General features: G+C 42.6%; 25 protein-coding genes and 1 tRNA gene. 6 read left to right on the top strand and 20 right to left on the bottom strand.

The window, feature by feature from the left end:
• Nucleotides 1-34 precede the first annotated feature (34 nt).
• From HHL16_RS16380 to HHL16_RS16360, 5 genes are all read right to left on the bottom strand, one after another.
• A complete protein-coding gene (locus HHL16_RS16380; RefSeq protein WP_169426256.1) occupies nt 35-1153 on the bottom strand; it encodes a lipase family protein in 1119 nt (372 codons plus the stop codon).
• An 88-nt stretch (nt 1154-1241) separates the two neighbouring features.
• Nucleotides 1242-1427: a hypothetical protein gene (locus HHL16_RS16375; protein WP_169426255.1), complete on the bottom strand. Its 186-nt coding sequence runs from the start codon at nt 1425-1427 to the stop codon at nt 1242-1244.
• A 56-nt stretch (nt 1428-1483) separates the two neighbouring features.
• Complete coding sequence (locus HHL16_RS16370) at nt 1484-1963, bottom strand: NUDIX domain-containing protein (protein ID WP_169426254.1); 480 nt, start codon at nt 1961-1963, stop codon at nt 1484-1486.
• Between the two features lie 19 nt (nt 1964-1982).
• Nucleotides 1983-2921: a magnesium transporter CorA family protein gene (locus tag HHL16_RS16365; protein WP_169426253.1), complete on the bottom strand. Its 939-nt coding sequence runs from the start codon at nt 2919-2921 to the stop codon at nt 1983-1985.
• 140 nt (nt 2922-3061) lie between these two features.
• Nucleotides 3062-3268 carry a YqaE/Pmp3 family membrane protein gene (locus HHL16_RS16360; protein ID WP_169426252.1) on the bottom strand — a complete coding sequence of 69 codons (207 nt, stop codon included), beginning with the start codon at nt 3266-3268 and terminating at the stop codon, nt 3062-3064.
• Nucleotides 3269-3312: 44 nt separating this feature from the next.
• Here HHL16_RS16360 and HHL16_RS16355 point away from each other — a divergent pair, with 44 nt between their 5' ends.
• Nucleotides 3313-3918 carry a DUF1415 domain-containing protein gene (locus tag HHL16_RS16355; protein WP_240966199.1) on the top strand — a complete coding sequence of 202 codons (606 nt, stop codon included), beginning with the start codon at nt 3313-3315 and terminating at the stop codon, nt 3916-3918.
• A 15-nt stretch (nt 3919-3933) separates the two neighbouring features.
• Here HHL16_RS16355 and dapF read toward each other — a convergent pair whose 3' ends face one another.
• Both dapF and HHL16_RS16345 read right to left on the bottom strand, forming a co-directional pair.
• A complete protein-coding gene (gene dapF, locus HHL16_RS16350) occupies nt 3934-4725 on the bottom strand; it encodes a diaminopimelate epimerase (RefSeq protein WP_169426251.1) in 792 nt (263 codons plus the stop codon).
• A gap of 4 nt (nt 4726-4729) precedes the next feature.
• On the bottom strand, nt 4730-5605 hold the full coding sequence (locus HHL16_RS16345) for a nucleoside phosphorylase (RefSeq protein ID WP_169426250.1): 876 nt from the start codon (nt 5603-5605) through the stop codon (nt 4730-4732).
• Between the two features lie 63 nt (nt 5606-5668).
• Here HHL16_RS16345 and HHL16_RS16340 point away from each other — a divergent pair.
• The 5 genes from HHL16_RS16340 (at nt 5669) to HHL16_RS16320 (ending at nt 11124) form a co-directional block, all read left to right on the top strand.
• Nucleotides 5669-5739, top strand: a tRNA-Cys gene (locus HHL16_RS16340).
• A gap of 292 nt (nt 5740-6031) precedes the next feature.
• The gene (locus HHL16_RS16335; protein ID WP_240966197.1) at nt 6032-6541 is read left to right on the top strand and encodes an AraC family transcriptional regulator; all 510 of its coding nucleotides are present in this window, start codon (nt 6032-6034) and stop codon (nt 6539-6541) included.
• A 74-nt stretch (nt 6542-6615) separates the two neighbouring features.
• Nucleotides 6616-7041: a response regulator gene (locus HHL16_RS16330; RefSeq protein WP_169426248.1), complete on the top strand. Its 426-nt coding sequence runs from the start codon at nt 6616-6618 to the stop codon at nt 7039-7041.
• 89 nt (nt 7042-7130) lie between these two features.
• Entirely contained in the window at nt 7131-7589 is a 459-nt protein-coding gene (locus HHL16_RS16325) for a response regulator (RefSeq protein ID WP_169426247.1), read from the top strand.
• A gap of 1 nt (nt 7590) precedes the next feature.
• Nucleotides 7591-11124: a chemotaxis protein CheB gene (locus HHL16_RS16320; protein ID WP_169426246.1), complete on the top strand. Its 3534-nt coding sequence runs from the start codon at nt 7591-7593 to the stop codon at nt 11122-11124.
• A gap of 154 nt (nt 11125-11278) precedes the next feature.
• Here the strand turns inward: HHL16_RS16320 and HHL16_RS16315 are convergent, their stop codons facing one another.
• From HHL16_RS16315 to HHL16_RS16255, 13 genes are all read right to left on the bottom strand, one after another.
• Nucleotides 11279-11920: a hypothetical protein gene (locus tag HHL16_RS16315; RefSeq protein ID WP_169426245.1), complete on the bottom strand. Its 642-nt coding sequence runs from the start codon at nt 11918-11920 to the stop codon at nt 11279-11281.
• Complete coding sequence (locus tag HHL16_RS16310; protein WP_169426244.1) at nt 11917-12495, bottom strand: hypothetical protein; 579 nt, start codon at nt 12493-12495, stop codon at nt 11917-11919. Before HHL16_RS16310 ends, HHL16_RS16315 begins: the two co-directional genes overlap by 4 nt.
• 6 nt (nt 12496-12501) lie before the next feature.
• Complete coding sequence (locus tag HHL16_RS16305) at nt 12502-12714, bottom strand: hypothetical protein (RefSeq protein WP_169426243.1); 213 nt, start codon at nt 12712-12714, stop codon at nt 12502-12504.
• 73 nt (nt 12715-12787) lie between these two features.
• Nucleotides 12788-13486, bottom strand: a complete 699-nt coding sequence (locus tag HHL16_RS16300; protein ID WP_169426242.1) for a hypothetical protein — start codon at nt 13484-13486, stop codon at nt 12788-12790.
• Between the two features lie 373 nt (nt 13487-13859).
• Complete coding sequence (locus HHL16_RS16295) at nt 13860-14744, bottom strand: RteC domain-containing protein (protein WP_169426241.1); 885 nt, start codon at nt 14742-14744, stop codon at nt 13860-13862.
• A 494-nt stretch (nt 14745-15238) separates the two neighbouring features.
• On the bottom strand, nt 15239-15937 hold the full coding sequence (locus tag HHL16_RS16290; RefSeq protein WP_169426240.1) for a hypothetical protein: 699 nt from the start codon (nt 15935-15937) through the stop codon (nt 15239-15241).
• A gap of 62 nt (nt 15938-15999) precedes the next feature.
• Complete coding sequence (locus HHL16_RS16285; protein ID WP_169426239.1) at nt 16000-16254, bottom strand: hypothetical protein; 255 nt, start codon at nt 16252-16254, stop codon at nt 16000-16002.
• Between the two features lie 420 nt (nt 16255-16674).
• The gene (locus tag HHL16_RS16280; RefSeq protein ID WP_169426238.1) at nt 16675-16851 is read right to left on the bottom strand and encodes a hypothetical protein; all 177 of its coding nucleotides are present in this window, start codon (nt 16849-16851) and stop codon (nt 16675-16677) included.
• Between the two features lie 481 nt (nt 16852-17332).
• Nucleotides 17333-17509 (bottom strand): hypothetical protein, encoded by a 177-nt coding sequence (locus tag HHL16_RS16275; RefSeq protein ID WP_169426237.1) that lies wholly within the window; start codon nt 17507-17509, stop codon nt 17333-17335.
• A 354-nt stretch (nt 17510-17863) separates the two neighbouring features.
• Nucleotides 17864-18193 (bottom strand): DUF6572 domain-containing protein, encoded by a 330-nt coding sequence (locus HHL16_RS16270; RefSeq protein ID WP_169426236.1) that lies wholly within the window; start codon nt 18191-18193, stop codon nt 17864-17866.
• 292 nt (nt 18194-18485) lie between these two features.
• Nucleotides 18486-19085, bottom strand: a complete 600-nt coding sequence (locus HHL16_RS16265) for a hypothetical protein (protein ID WP_169426235.1) — start codon at nt 19083-19085, stop codon at nt 18486-18488.
• A gap of 249 nt (nt 19086-19334) precedes the next feature.
• A complete protein-coding gene (locus HHL16_RS16260; protein ID WP_169426234.1) occupies nt 19335-20048 on the bottom strand; it encodes a hypothetical protein in 714 nt (237 codons plus the stop codon).
• Nucleotides 20049-20052: 4 nt separating this feature from the next.
• Nucleotides 20053-20310, bottom strand: coding sequence for a hypothetical protein (locus HHL16_RS16255; protein ID WP_169426233.1), 258 nt, complete (start codon nt 20308-20310; stop codon nt 20053-20055).
• Nucleotides 20311-20338: the final 28 nt, after the last annotated feature.

Raw genomic sequence — 20338 nt, 5'->3', positions numbered from 1 at the left:
AAGGGCAGTGAAAACGTGGAGTTTATGCTACAATCTACGGGTTTTTTCCATAAATCTTCTGCGTCAGCAGGTAGTAGGGCCATAATCCGTGATGGATAAAGATCCGGTTGCCACTGTCGGGATATTTCTGCAGGTATTCGGCATCGGGTTGCAAAACAATGGGTACGCCGGCTCTCGTGAAATTTACGGTGGGGGCGTAGTCGGGCTGTTTCAGTTGCGGCATGGCCTTTTTTATCTGCGAGCCGATGGTTTTTCCGAGGTATTTGGTGAAAACGCGTTGCGATTTGCTGGTCTTGCGGTTCATTCTTCCGTATACCCGTTTGAGGTAGAGCCTTACGAGGAAGCTTTGTTTTTTCAGTTGTTTTTCTACGTCGGTAAATGGATTGAGGTTGTTGAAATCGCGGAGGGTTTGAATGGAGAAGGGTGTTTCGGGTACCCAGTCCAGTGCATTCACAATGGTGAAGCCCCATCCGTTGCGGGTGATGTGATCGTAGTCGTATCCGTAATAGAGATTGCCGGGTTTGGGTGCGGCGCTGTTGTAACTTTTTATGATGAGATCGGCCGGCAGATGTCCTGCTTCTTTTTCGTAATGCAGATAAGACCGAAGAAGAAAGGCGAGCGCTCCACCCTGACTATGACCTGTTACAATCAGCTGTTTCGTGTGGTGCTCACTGTTGAAGGCTTTGATCTTTTGCATCATTTCGGGGGCCATGGTACCAAGACCGATGGTCCAGCCCACGTGTACAGTGGCTTTGGGATCAGCAGCGAATTTATAATTGAAAACGGTACTGTCGTTCAGTTGAACGGAACCGGTTGCGGGCACCATGGCGCTGTAAAAGTTTTCGAGCCAGCTGATGGATTTCTGCGTGGTGCCTCTGATGCTGATCACCATGATGGATCTGCTTTTGTTGGTCCAGAGTTCCCATCTGTTATCGAGTGGACCTGGGTTGGAGCGAAACTCCATGGTGTATTGCTCCGGCGCGGGGAGGCTGTTCTTCTGAACGGAGTCTACCTGCCGGGAAGTGATGCGCAACATTTCGAGGTATTCCTCTTCGTCGAAGCCGGATTTGAGATCCTGTGCTGTGGACTGCAGGAAAGCAGTAGCCAAAAAGAGCAGAAGCACTGCCCGTCCGATGAAGGATTGCCGTTTCATTTGCTGCGCTGATTTAGTTATGGGACTGTTCAACTAAAGTAGCACAAAATTCCAATCAAACGGCAGATTTACAGACTGTTCTGTGTTATTATTTCTTTGAATGCGGATGTTTGTTACTGTGAGGCTTTTTGTTGTGCGTGGTATCATCTCCCTTGAACTCCTGTTCTTCCCCTTCGCGGCTGTCGAGATTGTCTTTATTCTCAGGCCTTTTTACTGATGGATTGGGCTGTTTGGGCTGCGATTGCGGCTTCGGTGTGTTTGTTTTCTTCAGCATAACCACTGTTTCGGATATGCCTGAAAACCTGATGCCAGCAGTGTGGGGATATTATGCTACCATTTCCCTTCGAGATAGCCCTGCTTTACCATGGTGGATACGATCTTGTCGATCGGCAGGGTAACATCTTCCGCAGAGAATGTATCGAGGCTGATATACCGGAACGATTCGCTCTGTCCTTCAGCGAAATATTGCTGCATATTGCCGGCTTCGAATGGCTCCGATGCTGTGCGAACGGGCACCTGCACAGGTTCCAGCGCTTCAACGAAATAGTAGATAGAGATGATCTGATCGCCGGGTTTGAAGACGCTTTCCTGATAGAAGTCGGTGGTGTAGATATGATCGGTGACTTTTACTTCGAGATTCATTTCCTCTTTGAATTCCCTCTTGAGGCAATCGCGTGTGCCTTCTCCGAATTCGAGTCCGCCACCGGGAAATTTGGTGAAGTATGCGCCACGGATCAGTTCATCGGCTACCAGAATTTCTTTGTTTGGTGTGAGCAGGATACCGTATACTCTGATATTGAAGCCAGCCATAAACTTGCAGGGAATGAGGTTAGAATATTTTTTTCTTGAGGAAGAAGTATCCGATTGCGAGGGAGATCACAATGGACAATCCTACCGGAATATAGAAGGCGTAGGGCGAATTGGCGTATGGAATGGGCACGTTCATGCCGTAGATGCTCGATACCAGTACCGGCAGGGTAAGTACGATGGTGATCACTGCCAGCCGCTTCAATACCTGGTTCTGGTTATTGGCGATGATGCTGGCGAATGCATCGAGCGTACTGCTGAGGATGTTGGTATAGATGTTGGCCATCTCGAGGGCCTGTGAATTGTCTACGATCAGATCCTGCAAAAACTCTTTCTCGGTTTCGTTGAGTGCAAGGAAATTGGTGCGCTCGATCTTCATCAGCAGCATTTCGTTTGCGCGGAGCGCAGTAACAAAATACACCATGCTCTTCTGAATACGCATCAGTTGCAGCAGCTCTTCGTTACGGTTGGCGGCATAGAGTTTCTGTTCGAGTACATTCCTGCGCTGATTGATCTCTTTCAGATGCTCCATGTAAGTCTGGATGATCTTCTCGAAGATCTTCAGCACCATCATCTTTCTGTTGTCTGGATGACGGTTCTGGAAAGTGTGCAGGAATTTTTTGATGGCGCCGTTCTCGAAAGAGTTTACCGTTACAATCTGATTGTGGGTAAGGATGATACTGATGGGGATAGTGATGTAGAAAGCATCGCTGTCGTTGAAAGAGTTGTTCTCCGTGGGCGTTTTGATCACAATGAGCTTCACGTTGTCGTCTTCCTCGAAGCGGGTGCGTTCATCGATATCGAGCGAGTCGGTAAGGAAGTCGAGGGGAATATCGATCTCTTCGGAGAGCTCGGAGAATTCCTCCTGCTTCAGTGGCGGCAGAATATTCACCCACGCGCCATTTTCAGGCTTGTCGATCGCAACCGTCTGATGGTTGATATTTTTGAAGTATTGTATCATCGGCGGCGCAAAGGTAATCTTGCTAATTGAAACGCAATACTATTTTTTACTACTTAACAAGCAGGAAACAATGGGATGATTATCAGTGAGTGGTGCTGAAGGGTAAATGGGTATTGGCAGTGATGGATGTGCGGCTGAGATCAGCGGCGGCCGGCGGCCTGGGTAGCCCGGATGATCCGATCGGCACGTCTGTCTTCCCGTGCATTCTGCAGGGAGATCACCGCCCAGATAGCAGCAGGGATCCAGCCGATCAGGGTGATCTGAAGCAAAAGGCAGAGAATGCCGGTAAGTATACGGCCTCTCAGCAAAAAGGAAAGCCAGGGAACAAGTATTGCGATGAGTGTCATAATTGTACTTGGGTTACCAATAATCTGTCGCATTACCTGCTGCTTTGTTACAGCCAGTACTTGCGTTTTTACCCGGAAAGGATAGTAGCTTTGCCGCCATGAACATGCAGCCCGATAAGCAAAAGGTGATTGAGCAGACCCTCAACTGGATCAGAGAGGTAGTGATCAAATGTAATTTCTGTCCATTTGCGGCAAAAGAGGTAAAACGCAACAGTATTCATTATGAAGTGATCATGCAGGCAGACCGGAATGCTGCTGTGGAAGCTTTTCTCCGCGAATGCAAACGCCTGGATGCCGATGCGGCTATCGAAACCACGCTGCTCATCTTCCCCCAATCTTTTGGTGGTTTCAAAGAATATTTGGAGCTGGTGAAGTTTGTAGAACGCGCAGTTCGCAAGAACGGTTATGAAGGAGTGTATCAGGTAGCTACTTTTCATCCTGATTATTTCTTTGCAGGAGCGCCGATGGATGATGCGGCGAATTTCACCAACCGAAGCATCTATCCCATGCTGCATATTCTGCGCGAATCGAGCATTGAAGCGGTGCTGGAGAAATATGCCGAGCCGGAGCGTATCCCCGAAGCGAATATGCGTTTTGCAAGAGAGCACGGAGCAGCTTACATGAAGATGCTCCGCGACAGTTGCTTATAATTTCAGTGAATTTTACTACAGATCGGGAACGCTGATGGTTCCTGCAAAAACCAGTTCTGCGGGTCCGCAGAGCCATACGTTGTTGAAGGTGTCTTCTTCGATTCTGTCGAATTCTACGGTGAGTCTTCCGCCCTTGGTGTGCACGGTTACGTCGTTGAATCCGCGTTCATTGTGGTAGCAGACGAGTGCAGCCGCAGTAACGCCGGTTCCGCAGGAATAGGTTTCGTCTTCCACGCCGCGTTCGTAAGTGCGAACGATTATTTCATCGTCTTTCTTCTGCTCAACAAAGTTCACGTTGATGCCTTCCTTTGCAAACTGATTGCTGTACCGGATATCCATTCCTTTTTTATAGACATCGAGCTCCATTACGTCGGATACGATTTTCACGTAGTGGGGAGAGCCGGTATCGAGAATGAAATCGCCGTGATAATCTTTGATGCTGGCTACGTCTTTCATCTTGAGGCTAACGGTGCCATCATCATCGATCTCGGCATCGTGATCGCCGTCGGCAGCGATGAATTTGTAGAGTGGTTTGCGGATGCCCTGATGCCAGGCGAATTTCACCAGGCAGCGGCCGCCATTGCCACACATGGTGCTGGGGCGACCGTCGGCATTGTAGTACTTCATTTCAAAGTCGTACCCGGCGCGGGTATTGAGCATCATCAGTCCATCTGCACCAATGCCGAAGCGGCGGTTGCAGATCCAGTTTACCTGTTGGTTGGTGAGAGCGTCGTATTGTCCGTTCCGGTTGTCCAGGATCACGAAGTCATTGCCTGTGCCCTGGTATTTGAAAAACTGTAAGTCCATGCTATTATAACCCTTTAAGAATGTCAATTGTTGTGGTGATCAATTTTTCCATGTTGCTGGCCGCATCTTTGGAAAAGGTCTTGTTTACCCGGTTGGCCACAATGGCGCTGAGGGAGAGGCAGTGATGCCCTAACAGTTTTCCTAATCCGAAAATAGCGGCAGTTTCCATTTCAAAGTTAGTGATCCGATGCTGACCAAACGAATATTCTGTGAGGCGATCGATAAGATCGGGATGGCTGAGGCCGAGACGAAGCACACGGCCCTGTGGTCCGTAGAAACCCGGACAGGTAACCGTGATGCCATGATGGAAATTGTTCACGAAATGTTTCAGCAGGCTACCCGCGCAGGAGCTGATGTATGGTTGCGAAATGCGGTTACCCAACTGGGTTTGAGTGATGAAACTCTGCAGGAGCTGTCTTTCTTCTTCATTTTCTTCAAAACGATAGAAGTTGAGCAGATTGTCGATGCCGAGCCCGTGCGTGCTGGCCACCCAGCTGTCTACGGGAATATCTGCCTGCAAAGCGCCGGAAGTTCCGATTCGGATAATGTTGAGGGCGGTATGTTCGGGCCTGATGGTGCGGGTTTTGAAGTCGATATTCACCAGGGCATCGAGTTCGTTGAGCACAATATCGATATTATCCGGACCAATACCGGTAGAAATAACAGACAATCTTTTGTTGCCCACATAGCCGGTATGGGTTACGAATTCGCGGTGTTGCGCGCGGTGTTCAATCCGGTCAAAGTGGCTGCTGACCTTGCTTACACGGTCGGGATCACCCACGGTGATGATGGTGTGAGCGAGCTCTTCAGGTAAGAGATCGAGGTGGTAAATGGCACCTCTTTCGTTGATAATCAGTTCAGATTCTTGAATTGTTCCCATAAAAAAGTATCGATAGTTCTTGGCAAATATCCGATAATTATCATACTTTTGCACTCCCTCAACGGTTCCGTGGCCGAGTGGCTAGGCAGAGGTCTGCAAAACCTTTTACAGCAGTTCGAATCTGCTCGGGACCTCAGAAGAGAAAAAGGATCACCAATTGGTGATCCTTTTTTCATTTTATACAGCTTTACATTAGAAGCTTGATCTTCAGGTAAGAGGGGCATGTGTAGAAAAGAATTCCGTTTTCGCTGGAGGTGTCCTGCTCAACAAAAGGCCCGGTTACTATAAATTTCACCTACCTTTCTGATACAGAATCAGTAAGCGATCATGCCGGGCCTGTATCAGCATCTGGCATAATATTTAACTGAAATAAGCAAAGCTTAGATGTATTTATATATTAAGAATATGGTTTGCGTACGCTGTATAATGGCAGTAAGAAGCGTACTGGAATCCCTTGCTATTTCATATACCTGCATTGAATTGGGAAGAGTGCAACTCACAACAGGCCTCAATGTATCCGATCTTGACAGACTGCGCATATCATTACAGCATTATGAATTGGAATTGATGGAGAACTCCAAAAAAGCGCTCGTTGAGCAAATAAAGATAAGTATCGTAGAGTTGCTTCACTCCTCTGATGGGGAAGGGGCATTGAAACTTTCCGTGTATTTGAGCAAAAAGTTTCATCACGACTATACCTTCCTGTCTAATGTTTTCTCCTCTGAAGAAGGAAGTACCATAGAAAGGTTTTACATTTTTAATAAGGTGAAACGAATTAAAGAACTGCTGGTATACGATCACCTGACAGTAAAAGAAATTTCTTTTCAATTGAATTATAGCAGTGATGCACATCTTTGTTCGCAGTTTAAGAAATTTACGGGGGTAACTCCCACTATGTTCAAAAAGAAATGGGAATCTGAGCAATGTGCCTTATAAATCTGCATTATTCAATGAGTTCATTTTGAGGGTATCCCTTAGCTATATTCGCTAATAACCGGAAATAATACATCATGCCAGACTATAAGCGTTTATTGATTATTGATGATGACTATGATGATAGCATCCTCTTTATGAATGCCGTTAAAGAGGTGGATGATACAATAGTATGTTATGAGGCCAGAGATGGCCGGCAGGCATTGGAGATGCTGAATAATATTGATAACCCCTTACCGGATTTTATTTTTCTGGATCTTAGAATGCCAGGATACAGTGGTGAAAAATGTTTAATTGAAATAAAGAACCGCGAAAGACTTAAAAATATACCCGTGATTATTTATACCACATCAAAAAATGTGGAAGAATCAATACAATTAAAGGCTATGGGAGCCTGTCATTTTATGACCAAACCCAGGAACTCCGCCGAAATTTATTACATGGTTTCCATTGTATTGGAAGAAGAATGGGATTCGTTCAAAAACAAAAATATCTTACAGTAACCTTGCTCAGAGGGCATTTAATGACTGCTGTTACAGCTGATTATGACACTTTTCAAATAGCAGTTCAATGTTTCTTATATTTAGCCTAAATGAGTACATACCACTTTCATCTTTTACTTGCGGATGATGATAAAGATGATTGCCTGTTTTTTAAAGAGGCTTTGGAGCAACTTCCTTATTCCACGGAGCTGAAAGAGTTTCATTTTGGTGATCAACTCATGCAATGGCTAACTGGTACTGAAGGCCTTCCTGATGCGCTTTTCCTCGACCTTAATATGCCGCGGAAAAATGGATTCCAATGCTTATCGGAAATAAAAAATCATGAAAAACTTAAAGCGCTCCCTGTTATTATACTTACGACCTCTTATGAAAAGGAAATTGCTGACAGACTTTATGCAGGAGGGGCATCTTTCTATATTCGCAAGCCACCTGTGTTATCAGCATTGATCAAAGCGCTGGATGAAGCGCTAACATTTATTGCTAAGCACACGCTCAGTCAACCCGACAAAGAAAAATTTGTACTCACCGGCAACCTTAATAAGCGGTGAAATGAAAAAAAATACTACCAGAATCACACAACCCGCAAAGAGCGCTAAAAGAAAGGCATCGCCTGCATCTAGTACTCCGTCCTTTCCTATAGTTGCCATTGGAGCTTCTGCGGGTGGACTGGAAGCCATCAATAAATTGCTGCAGAATCTTCCCCCGGATACAGGTATGGCTTTTATCTACGTGCAGCATCTTAGTCCTGATCACGAAAGCATGTTAAGTTCCCTGCTGGCCAAAAGTACCAAAATGAAGGTGCAGGAGGTGAAAAATGGCATGACAATAGCGCCTAATAATTTATATGTGATACCTCCTGATAAGGAAATGAAAGTAACAGACGGGTATATGCGGCTATCACCCCGCCCGAAAAAACCAAAGTTCAATTTACCCATCGATAAATTTTTCACCTCGCTCGCTTCTGCGCATAAAGAAAATGTAATAGGTATCATTCTTTCCGGGAGCGCTACAGATGGTACGCTTGGCCTGAAGGCAATCAAACAGGAAGGCGGCTTAACCATGGCGCAGGATGATTCTGCAAAATTCAGCAGCATGCCGGAGTCTGCTATAGCGGCAGGCATCATTGATCTGATTTTGTCTCCCGATAAAATGGCATTGGAGCTGGCGCAGATGAGTCGTCATCCTTTTATAAGATCCAATGGCCATAAAGAGATTAGAAAAGATGATATAGACGATGATAGTCCTGATCTGAAAATGATCCTTACGCTTTTACAAAAAGCATCCGGTGTTGATTTCAGGCTGTACAAAATGAACACCATCAAAAGAAGGATCTCACGCAGGATGGTATTGTATAAGCTAAAAACACTGAAAGAATATGTAAATCTGTTAATCGAACAAAAGGGAGAGACGGACATACTTTTTCAAGACCTGTTAATTACCGTCACCAATTTTTTCAGGGATGCAGAAGCCTGCACTTATTTAAAAGCCACCTTATTGCCGCGTCTGTTTAAAAATAAGTCTCCCGGCGACGCCTTGCGCATCTGGATCCCGGCCTGCTCTACCGGAGAGGAAGCTTACTCCATGGCCATGATCATACTGGAAATGCAGGATAGTAAATTCCAGAGTATTCCTGTACAAATTTTTGCTACCGACCTGAATGCCCAGGCCATTAGCAAAGCCCGCATAGCCATTTATTCCAAACAGGAAGTTGAAAATGTTTCTCCAAAACGTCTTCAACGTTTCTTTACCAGATCGGATGGGGGCTATCGTATAGCTCAATCTGTGCGGGATATCTGTGTGTTTGCCCCCCATAATGTTCTGAGCGACCCTCCATTTTCGCGTATTGATCTGGTCAGTTGTTGCAATCTGATGATCTATTTTGATACGGCTGCGCAAAAAAGAGCGATGGCAACCTTTCATTATGCTTTGAACCCAGATGGATATCTCCAGCTAAGCAAAACTGAAACCATTGGTGGCTCCACGGAGCTTTTTGCACATCTCAATAAAAAGTTTAAGATCTATTTGCGGAAGAAAACATCCCGCAACTGGATGCTGCCTCCCAAAGAGACCCGATATACCGAACAGCCTGCCCAGCAGCCAGGAATAAAAAAATTGACAGGAAATACCATCTACCGGCCTTCAAAAGCACTGTCTGCGGAGGCGACCAGCTTTATTAATACTATTGATTCGTTATTGCTTTCCCGCTATGTGCCCGCCAGTGTAGTGGTTAATCAGCAACTGGATATTTTGCAGTTTCGCGGCTTAACAGACCCCTATCTGGCACATCCTGCAGGTAAGGCTACGTTGAATGTATTAAAAATGATACGCCCCGAAATTGCCTTTGAGTTGCGCAATGCAATTACGAAAGCCTTCAAAACAAAGCAGCTGGTGCGTAAACAGGGAATTGAAATAAATGGAGGTGCTGCCATCATCACCCTGGAAGTGTTGCCCCTGACTTCAGAGTGGAATGAATCCTTGCTGCTGATCGTTTTTATGCAACAATTGCAGGATGAAAGACTGGTCAAAGGAAAAAAGGAAACAAGTGCAACCCAGAATAACCGGAGAATAAAAAAACTGGAAGAAGAAATAGCTGCTTATCAGGACGAACTGCGGATGATGTCGCAAAATCATGAAGCAGCGATGGAAGAATTGCAAAGCGCCAACGAGGAAGTGGTGAGCAGCAATGAAGAATTACGAAGTATCAATGAAGAGCTGGAAACCTCCAAAGAAGAAATTCAATCTGCCAGTGAAGAACTTGCCACCTCCAATCAGGAACTGCAGACCCGCAATGAACTGCTTAACGAATCTTACCTGTATTCCGAGGCGATAATTGCTACCATCCATGAACCGATGATGATTCTCGACAAACAACTTCGCGTCAAAACGGCCAATAAGGCATTCTATAAAAAGTTTGCTGTAAATGCAGGTGCCACTGAAGGAATATGCCTGTACGACCTTGGTGATAAACAATGGGACGTTCCTGTTTTGCGGGCAATGCTGGAGGATATCCTGCAAAAAGGTACATCCTTTTATGATTTGGAGATTGAACAGTCGTTTCCGGGTATCGGGAAAAAAATATTACGCCTGAACGCCAAGCCTATCATACAACCTACACATAGGGAACAACTTATTTCGCTGGCTATTTACGATGTTACAGAGATCATTACGGTACAGCGGAATGAAAAAAGAATGCTGGAAGATCGGATTGATGTACAAAAGAAAACTGCTGAGGAAAGCAAGAAAGCAGACGATCATATTATACAGGAGCAAAAAGTACAGTCCCATAAATTTGAGCAGGCAGTTCAACTTAGAACAGAAGAACTGCACCAGGCCAATGAATTATTGGAAGAAAAAAATAACTCTTTAAAGAGCATAAATAAAGAACTGGAAGCATTTGCTTATGTTTCAAGTCACGATTTGCAGGAACCCTTGCGAAAAATACAAACATTTGCTCATCTGATCACTGAAACAGAAAGCAAAACCCTTTCACCCAAGGGGAAACATCACCTGGACCGAATGATTATTGCATCCGGACAGATGCAAACGCTTATTGAAGATCTGCTTGCTTTTGCCCGTATCAGTATCGGCGAAAGCCAGATAGAAACAATTGACCTGTCTCCAATAATGGAATCAATAGTTATTTCTCTTAAAGAAGTTATTGATGAAAAGAAGGTAACCATGGAAGTGAAAGAAATGTGTAAAGCGAGAATAATACCATTTCAATTTCAGCAACTCATGCGCAATCTCATAAACAACTCCATCAAATTTGCCTCCCCCTCAAGGTCTCCGCATATTATTATAGAAGCCACCCTTGCTAAGGGTAGCCAACTAAACATCAAAGATCTGCTGCCTCAAAAAAGTTATTGCCATCTCAGCATTACAGATAACGGGATAGGTTTTGAACAGGAGTTTGGCGAACAGGTTTTTGAAGTATTCCAACGGCTTCATAGCAAAGAAACTTATCCGGGAACAGGTATAGGACTGGCCATCGCAAAAAAAATTGTCGAGAATCATCATGGCATTATTACTGCCACCAGTGAATTAGACAAGGGAGCCCGTTTTGATATATACCTGCCGGGATAATAGTTCGTCTGCAACCATTGAATCATCTCCAGCCTAACCGGCTCACCGATACCCTCCGTGTAGCTTAGCGAGAAGCTTAGGCGCCTTACGGCGCCCCATATACGAGAAAAGTATCACCAATTGGTGATACTTTTCTCGTTATCAGCCATGCTGGTCAGGCAAGATACCTCTTGCAAAGCTCGTAATACTTTAGCCTGTCCTGCAATCCATTGAATCCTCCGTTGATTCTTTCGATTATCCGTTTCATTTCATCACGCAATGCTTCATCATTCAACCCTTTAGAGATGGAGAATATCCAGCAGGCTGAATGCATGCCTGCATAGGGATCGGTTCTCACCAGTTTTGCCCATTCCTGTTCTGATTTGTTGATGCCAAACTTTCGGTCCATCCAGCTCGCAAAAAGAATAAAGTTGCTTTTGCCCGTCATTTGAATAGGCCCTGACCCTCTGAAATCCCATCCATCCATAGGTGCAGTATTACCCATTCTGCCATTGTAAACCTTTATGGCCAGCTTCTTCGGTTGATACGCACAGTTTAATGCTTCCTGTAATGTTCTGAATCGAAGTGGCCAAACCTCCATCAGTCGTTTGGCAGTATAATTGAGGTCTTCTTCATATTGGCGGAACTCATTCGATTCATGCAGCACATTAGCAAGAAATTCATGTAATACTAAAGTGCTGATACCATACAACGGACAAACCTTGTTGATCACTTCTGCCAATGTACCGGCATCAGGGCAGCCTGTCTTCCAGCACACGCGCTTCAGCGCAATTGCTGAAATGAGTGGCGTACTCATGGCTCAAAATTTTGCCATGGTCGTATTGCAGCCCTGTTTTGCCGGATCCTGTTTCCAAACCAGAAGCTGAATGTAACAGTAACAGCGCTACCTGCCCACACATACCATGGAACTCCTGTTTTTCTGACCATCTGCCGGTGTTGCAGCCGTCTTTGCTGCGCAGCTTCATTCAACTGAAATGCCTGATCTGTCTGTGAGGTGCTGCGTTTCCGCAAACTATCCCGCCCGGATAACTGTTGAACAGAGCGTTCCTTCCTTTGCTCCCGCTCCCTGATCTTGCGCGTTGTTTTAACAACCTTGTTGCCACCTCCGGAAATCAGACTGTCTTTTCGGGGAACACTGAATTCAAGAACCTCTTCTTCAATCAGCCTTTCGATGCCATTATCTGATCTGGAAACAGCCGCCATATTGGTGAACTTCACCTGTGATGATTCCTGTAATTTTTTTTGTGCAGTATTTTGGGCTGCACTCACTGTACGTTTGTAATCAGTAAACTGATCTTCCGTTGCACGTTGCACCGTTCTGCAACTGAACAACAGCAACACCAGTACTGATGTGATGAGGATCGTTTTCATAACTGATTAATTTTTTGTTTTTGAATTTTGCCGGTACAGCCATCCGAAAATGCCGGCCACGATAGCGCCTTGCAACTGGCCGATGTAATAGGTGGCTATTTCCTTATTTTGTTCGGGTAATCCTTTGAAGAAAAGGAGAAAGCCGATGGCGTTGAGGGTAACAATGCAGATCATGGCAATAACCACCTGTACCGATACCTTGTTTATTTTCTCCCACATCGTATAGATTTATTGGGTGAAAGAATCATTGAATTGCTACTAACCGAGCCTGTAACCGATCAGCCTGCGTCAATTAAGCCACGGCACTTTCTGCATGAATCACATTCAGCGGGTTGTGTTTTTCATCTTTCAGAATATACTTTTTCCCGTTCACATCCTGATAGAACTCGATGCACAGCACCATCAGCAATGCTTGTTTTGTGTTGGCAGTAAACTGATTCTCGATGTCCGGAATGGCAATCTCTGTTTTCCCCAGAAGGATATAATCAGACTGAGCTTCAGTTACAATCCTGGTATTGTTGACAAGATCCAGTTCAACTACTGCCGTCACAATTCTTACATGCGAAGCAGATTTTGTGGCTGATACTTTTTTTACCGGGATGAATGGCTGCACTTTTACAGTGAGCTTTCCGCTGCCTCTGTCAGCAGTAACCGAATACACTGGAAAGAAGATGTTCTCAAGTCTCGACATGGTATTGAACTCGAAACCTTTCAGAAGGCTCAGGTCTCCTTTGGCAACCTGCCGCTCACCGCGGTCACCTATCGGATCGCTTTTGAGTACTTCCATCATTTGCTTCAATAAACGCCCTGGCAGTGTTTTGCCGGCACTGGCATTCTTTATCAATTCCTTGAGGGCATCGCGAAGTTGTGTACAAGCCTGAGCAGCATTGTCGAACTCCTGCATGTTCTCGCGGGTGCGATCAAATTGACTATCAGACATAACTCTTTCTTTAGTCAGCTTCTTTGAGCTGACAGATTGATTCTTTGCCATAAAAAATGATTTTAAAGTGAATAAATGGTTGACCGGTTCAACTATGATGATTCCTGGAATGTGTAGAAATGAAGAGACGATGCGACTGCCTGTGACCAGAAGCAACAACAACGTGGGCTCCCACCAAAAATGCTGTGTAATGGCACCGTACTGGCTGAAAACCCCTTGAAAACAGCAGAAAAAGCGCTGAAGAATGGCTGAATAATGGCTGAAATCATGCTCAGCGATGGCTGGCTGAAGGTTGGTTTGATAAAGTTGCTGACCTGTGCGCATAAAAAAATCGTTGTGAGCACAAAACTGCGTCGCTCACAACGATTCGTTTTCATAGGTGTATACGAGTCGTATAAAGTTTCTTACCCTTTAACTTTTTCTTCTAAAGCTTTCCGTACCTGGACTTATCTGGTTTTTCAGTCTGATTATCGTAACTCTGGAGTAAACAAGTTCTCATCTGATCGGTGTATTTAGTTGGTTCAAGTTTACGCAACTTCAGGTGGTATATAAAGTCATAAATAGAATTGTAATTGATCTCCACATTGAATATGTTACAGATCACAGTTGCCAGCGCTTTGATTTCGCAATTACCTCCGTTAACAGCACGGGTAAGATATACTGCGTAGATCACTTCCATTAGTGCACTCTTACTGGCAGTCCAGGTTAACCCGGATGCCGGGGTGGCCCTTGAGTGCTTCTCCTTAGACGATTGAAGCTGCACCAGCTGCTCATGCAGATATGTCCTGAACAAATTATTGGCTATTACTCTTGCAACCAGCAAATCTTTAGGAGTATTGAAACTGGGGTCTGTCCCACATATCAGATGTTCCGGAGATGGCTCTACATCCTGCTGTCCCCGCAAAAAATAAATATTGTCGAGGTAGATGCTGTCGGCACTGTAATAACAACAGAACTGATGATTTTTTTTGAAAAAACGTCTGATATGATTCAGTTCTTCTTCCAGATAAAGCTGTTCTGTCTCAACATCTCCCTTCGGCCAGGAATAATGAAGGCGGTATTGCAACACATGAAAAAGATATTGGCTCACAAACTGTGGCTTTATGTACCTGAAGAAATGTATTTCCTGATCTCTGGGAACATTGCGATAAGCTTTCAGGTGCTTTCGTAAAATGCGAACGTGTTCGAGGCAAACGGGAATGGCAGCTTTGGATTGAAGGAGAGGAGTTGATTGGGTTGCCTTTGTTGCAGCCAGTTGCTCATGGAGAGTACTGAGCAATAGCTCGGAGGATTGTAATAGAGATTGCATAAAACAGGTGATTTGAATTAGGAAATGATGATGCTATCATTGCTACTCGAATGTCAGATACCTGCTGCTAATCCTGGGGCTGGGTATGTATATACAGTTTTTTGAGAACCTGAGCACAAATTTGATCCGGATGTAATACAAAAAATGTTTGCTGCGGCAGAGAAGGCGTCTTTTTTGCTGAATACAGGTAAAATTTACCTATTTCGTTCAGAATCCTGTGTCGCACAACAAATATGAACAGAAAAGAAATATAAACAGAAGTGCCGTTAGGGGAGAATGGGTAATATACCGGATGTTTTGGATTTCATTAACGATGTTAGTTTCAAATAGGGAATAGGGGTTGTGTATCGCTTACTCTAATTACAGGGAATTATGCTACGGCGTTGCAACAACAAGTCGGTTTTGTATAAAACATTCTGTCTGCGATGGCAAACAATTTCTCTATCTCATTGCATAAATAAATAATGTCGGCATTATCAACCTGCAGGTCTTGCTTATACCGGTAATGTATATATGATTTCTTCAGTAGATTTATCCGGGCCCTTTCTGCCGCTTTGAATGGTAAAAACAGTAGCAGCATCCTGATAATAAAAACGCGCATGTTGCAGTAATCTGTCCAGATTATGCGAGCCTACTTTAAAACCAACTGCTGTTTGAATCAGAAAGATCAATAACTGCTCTGCCACCTGGTGTAAACAGAATGCAGCCATTCCATATTCTCCCAGCCTTTGCTGGGCCTTTGCTGTCTGGTAAAACGTGCCAGCCCGTTTATACCATAGGTCAGAAGCTGGTATTCCGGTTGAAGCTGCCGGGCTTTCGTTGGTTGCAGCTGTGCTGGCATCAGTTGCCTGATAAAGTAACTGATCCGATCCCAGAATGCTGGCAGAGAATTCACTCTTTATAGCCACCTGATGTGAAAATTGTTCGGCAGACAACAGCAGAATGGTAGTGGGTATTATATGTCTGCATTTTTGCTCGATTTTTTCAATGGTAACAGCCCGGTATTGGCCAGCGCTTTTCCCTACAACCAACAGATTGAGTTCAATAGGGTTTTTCATTTCAAAGTGTCTGTCTCTGAAAACAGAGTAGGGGATATGGTTTTGATCAATGTAGGCGAGTAATACTATCTTTTCTGTTGCGAGAACTTTGTGAATGGCGTTGACTACCTTATGCAGTATAGGATGTGATTTCATGAGAATTTTTTTGAATGATTGGTATAGCGTTTATGCAATCCATCCAAATTCCCTAGTGCGATCTATTTTAGCGAAATCGCATAGGCTGTACCAATCAGCGTTTCAATTCTCTTTATGAAATCAATCATAAACCATTTGTCTCCTCTGTCGAGCTCGCCATAACTTTCTGTGATCAGTGTTTCCTTCAGCTGCGCAAGTTCATGTTGAACCTCTTCGGCAGGTTGACCGTTGAAGAATTGTTGTAGGTTTTGTTTCAGGTCTGCCGGAATGGAGATAGGAGATAAATCGAAGTTTGTCGTAGATGCAGTTGAGTTCATAAGAATAGTTTAAATGAATGAATAGAGTGGAAATAAATAGGCGTGGGTTAGTTTCTACCTCAACTGAGGGCTACGACACCCTTAACACGAATAGAAACGCCCACGCCATATGGTGAGCGATTTACTCTGTTTCTCGTGTTATTGAAGGTCGTAGTTTCAGTAGAGAGAAAAAAGTAAACACGCTATAGTGACATTATGGTCGGAAGAACAACTAAGAAGAATTAAACCGTCTTTTATTCATAAGGCAAGAATTTTCGATTGTTCAATTACTATAAACAAATATAAAAATTATTCAATCAAAAACCCTGCACAATTTTAATATTGTGTACAATTATTCTTTACCGTTAGTAGTAGTCTTGTTTAGTGTAATACCGGATGACGCAACAAAAAAAACGGGACTGTTTAGCCCCGCTTTTTCATTTATGGTTTATCTCTGCGAAGTTCAGGAGGCCAATATATAACCTTGCTGAGCATTTCTTCTACCTCAGCGTGCTCTTTAGGAAACATAGGCCCATCGAAAATCTTTAGCGAATCAGGATAAACCACCACGGTGTAACCGAGTTCTTCAATTCGTTTAAAATGTTCATTGTTTTCCATACAATAAATTTACAGTTTTTTTTTGATCAGATAACCTCCATAATTTACCATCGTATTGAAATTATCCACAAACTGGTAGCTCTTACAAAGAGTAAGCCCGAAAATGTAAACTCATAATGGTCATGATGCATATTCTCATGTGATTTCCCTTACAACAAAAAACGGTGTTTTTTTTACTAGTCGGGTAGCAACTTTTTTTTAAAAAATATAACCAGGATCCACAACCGGTTTAAGCAGAAGAAAATTATCCGTGTATGTTTTAAAATAGAACGTAGAGCGATAATCAGTTTATAATTTAAGCCAGCAGCAAAGCTGGTAGCAACTATTGGCTGTTCCTGAAATCATTGTATTCATGAAAGAGCAGGCAGGTTTATGAATCCGGAAAAATAAGCAGCGTGTTGAGAGGCGTAAGGTAACAATAAATGATAGGCAGCCAGAGCAGTGCCAAAAAAAGCGGGACCGTATAGCCCCGCTTTATCGTTTATGATTTTTTCTCCTGTAGTTCGGGAGGAAAAAATATTCCCTTACTGAGCATTTCATTCGTTGTAGCCAGCTCTTCAGGAAACATTGGTCTTTTGAGCAGCTTCAGCGACGCAGGATAAACCACAATTGTGTAACCCAGTTCTTCCAGCCTCTTAAAAGGATTCTTCTCTTTCATACAATAAATTTAAAATTTCTTACCAGATAACCATCATAATTTTCAGTACCATCGAAGTGTATGCAAAGTTATAACCGATTCTTAATTTACTTGTTTTAACAGGCTGTTTCCTTGCTGGATTTTGGTCTTCTGTTCCTATTTATTTCAGAAGATAATGCTCACATTAGTCGTTTAGGGAAAACAAAATACATTACCAAAACAAGGATTAAAAAGAAAATAATAAACATTTCCACAAGGAAAATAATCCTCAGATAAACCCTACCGTTATTCTACCAGTACCTGCTCATGATCCATCTTGCTTTATAAAATATCCTATAATAAATTTCTAAACAGATCATTTATATAACACAGCTGTCAGTCATTCATGTTTAAAATTTTATTTTGAAATTCATATCCACTGGTATTTAAGATTTGTTTTACAGCAGTAAAGAAAACGACAGCATTTTTGTTAGGTTCATACTTATTTACAAGGTGTATTACTATTTGCCTACCTGCTGCATTGGGGTATTGCTCATAGAGATTTCCATTTTCTATAAACTCCAGGTAAACATTTATCTTATTTTGTAATGCAAGTAAGTGTTCATGATCATTTTCCCAAGACAATTCGTCCGAAATAGTAAGAACAACATTTCCCAATAGATCAATGCTTATTGCATCGACAATTTCAAGGTTTAATATTGACATTTGCACACATTTATTAACGTTTCCCCTTTGGAATAAAATGAGGGAAGGAGATAGGTGGTTTTACGATTGGGGCATCCGGTACATTATTTATGTTTATTGGTCTAATAAAATTTACCTAGGTTAGTAGTATCTCATAATTGTATACAAGGTAGGTCAACCGAAAATATTTGGCTTGTAGATTTCTCTGTAAGATTAAATTGGGGGAGCGTTTTTTCAATAGACGTTCTCCCAATTTAGAGCGATTTAAAGAGCTTATACTTTACCAAAAAGGATAAACTGATTTCATTTCATACTACCATTTTTGATTAAGATAGGAAAATTCGATTCTTAACTTATCAGCTTTTACAGGCTGTTTCCTTGTTGGATTTCGGTCTTCAGTTCCTTTACAGAAAAACAGCATGTCTCCCGTAAATATGATTTTTCGCTTTTTAGCATCATACTCGAAATTAAGTCGCTCCGGGCTATATTCCACACAATCATCATCCCGATGATACCCAACTTTCACATCTGAATCTCCTGTTTCTCTGGTGTCGAGTATTCGTTTCAGTCCCTCCGACTTCAGATCAAATATCTGATAGTAGTCAAATTCCCGATAGTTGTAATAACCTCCAACCATCAGACTTCCATTGATGTCGATGAGTTGATTGATTTCAATCGGAAGCAGGAATAATTCATTTTCACTTGTGAATAAAATGAATGAGTAATTGCGTTGTAGTATATTAGGGGCAGCGTTGAATAAAATAACTTTATAAACAGTAACTCCCAATTTTGAAAGATCTGTTTTCTTTAATTCAAATGAATAATCCTTTTGAAGGATTTGCGCTTTGAACCATTGTTTTAAGAATGCTTCATCGACTGTGACGCTCTTATTGAGTTCAATTCTGGCAACCACTGAATCGAAAATGTTTACCGTAGAACTAATTGTCGAAACGTAGTTGGGATTTTTTTGCGGTTGTTCAGAACATCCCGCTATTGACAACCCCAGTACAATGAAATAATTGTGACTTATCATTGATGATATCTGTGTTCAATAATATTCTTGATCAGGGTACTGAAGTGAGAGGCTTATGGTTCGTATATTCCGCCTCTTTGTGCTCCTATTCAAGATCTACCTCAAGAATCATCTGTTTCGTTTCGGGTATTACCAGTCTCCAATTTTATAATGTCCAATAGGTATAAATCTCGAACTATCATAATATAGCGGAATTTCAAACTCCATACCTCTTCGAATCATTTGGATGAGTTTAGGCATGGAACCTTTTTTTTCTGGCAATTCTATCCAGTTCATTCCATCCGAACAAAAAACAATGCCAGTATGATCCCGCCCAATTCTTTGTTCCTCTTCACTCTGATCTTTCAGTATTATATACATACAATGCGGCTCTGTTTCAGCAACTCCGTTTAATCTATATTCATATATTTTTGCCTTTCCCATTTTATGAACATTCTTGTCATAAGATCTAATAAACTTAATGATTGAATGATTCATCACTTTTGTATAATTCCCAGAGTAAAAGTATAAATCCATTAGGTTGATACTGTCAGGGTTATTCAGGTATTGGACACAACCACTATTCACATAAATTTCTTTTTGCTTTTCAAAGCCGGTAACCATCGACATGGCCGAATCATAATTAATATTTTCGTTATTATTGATTCTCTTTAAGAGTTTCTCCAAAGGTTCTTTCATGAATTTTATATCAGAAGGAAGTTTCGACTTGCTGTCTTCTCTTATAGGTTTTACTATGAAGCAATTAACAATCTTAGGGCTTTTGATATTTTTATTACTTTTTTTGTTTCTATTATCGGTGCAACTATTATTTAACAATATTATTAGTAATAGTAAAGACGACATAAATCTAAGGTTGTACATAGTTTTCCCTCTTGGGTATTTGTGCGTTTTTGATCATATTAGTAATTGATGCACCATAGTCTTGTCCATATTTATTGGCTCCTTTCCCATTATAACCATTAACTGCCGAATCCCAGCCTTTAAATGAAAACGTTTTCGCTCCTGTTTTAGGATCATATTCTATTCCTCCTTTAAAACCTTTTGTTGCTAGAATTTTTATCCCCGCATTTAGTGCTTCTCTTATTTCGTTAGTTATATTATTCAAAATAGTGCCCTGTTTTCTATTTCACAAG

This window comes from Pseudoflavitalea sp. G-6-1-2 (genome assembly GCF_012927185.1).
Lineage (GTDB): Bacteria > Bacteroidota > Bacteroidia > Chitinophagales > Chitinophagaceae > Pseudobacter.
The sequence above is the reverse complement of the archived record's forward strand: the minus strand, read 5'-3'. Positions and strand labels throughout refer to the sequence as shown.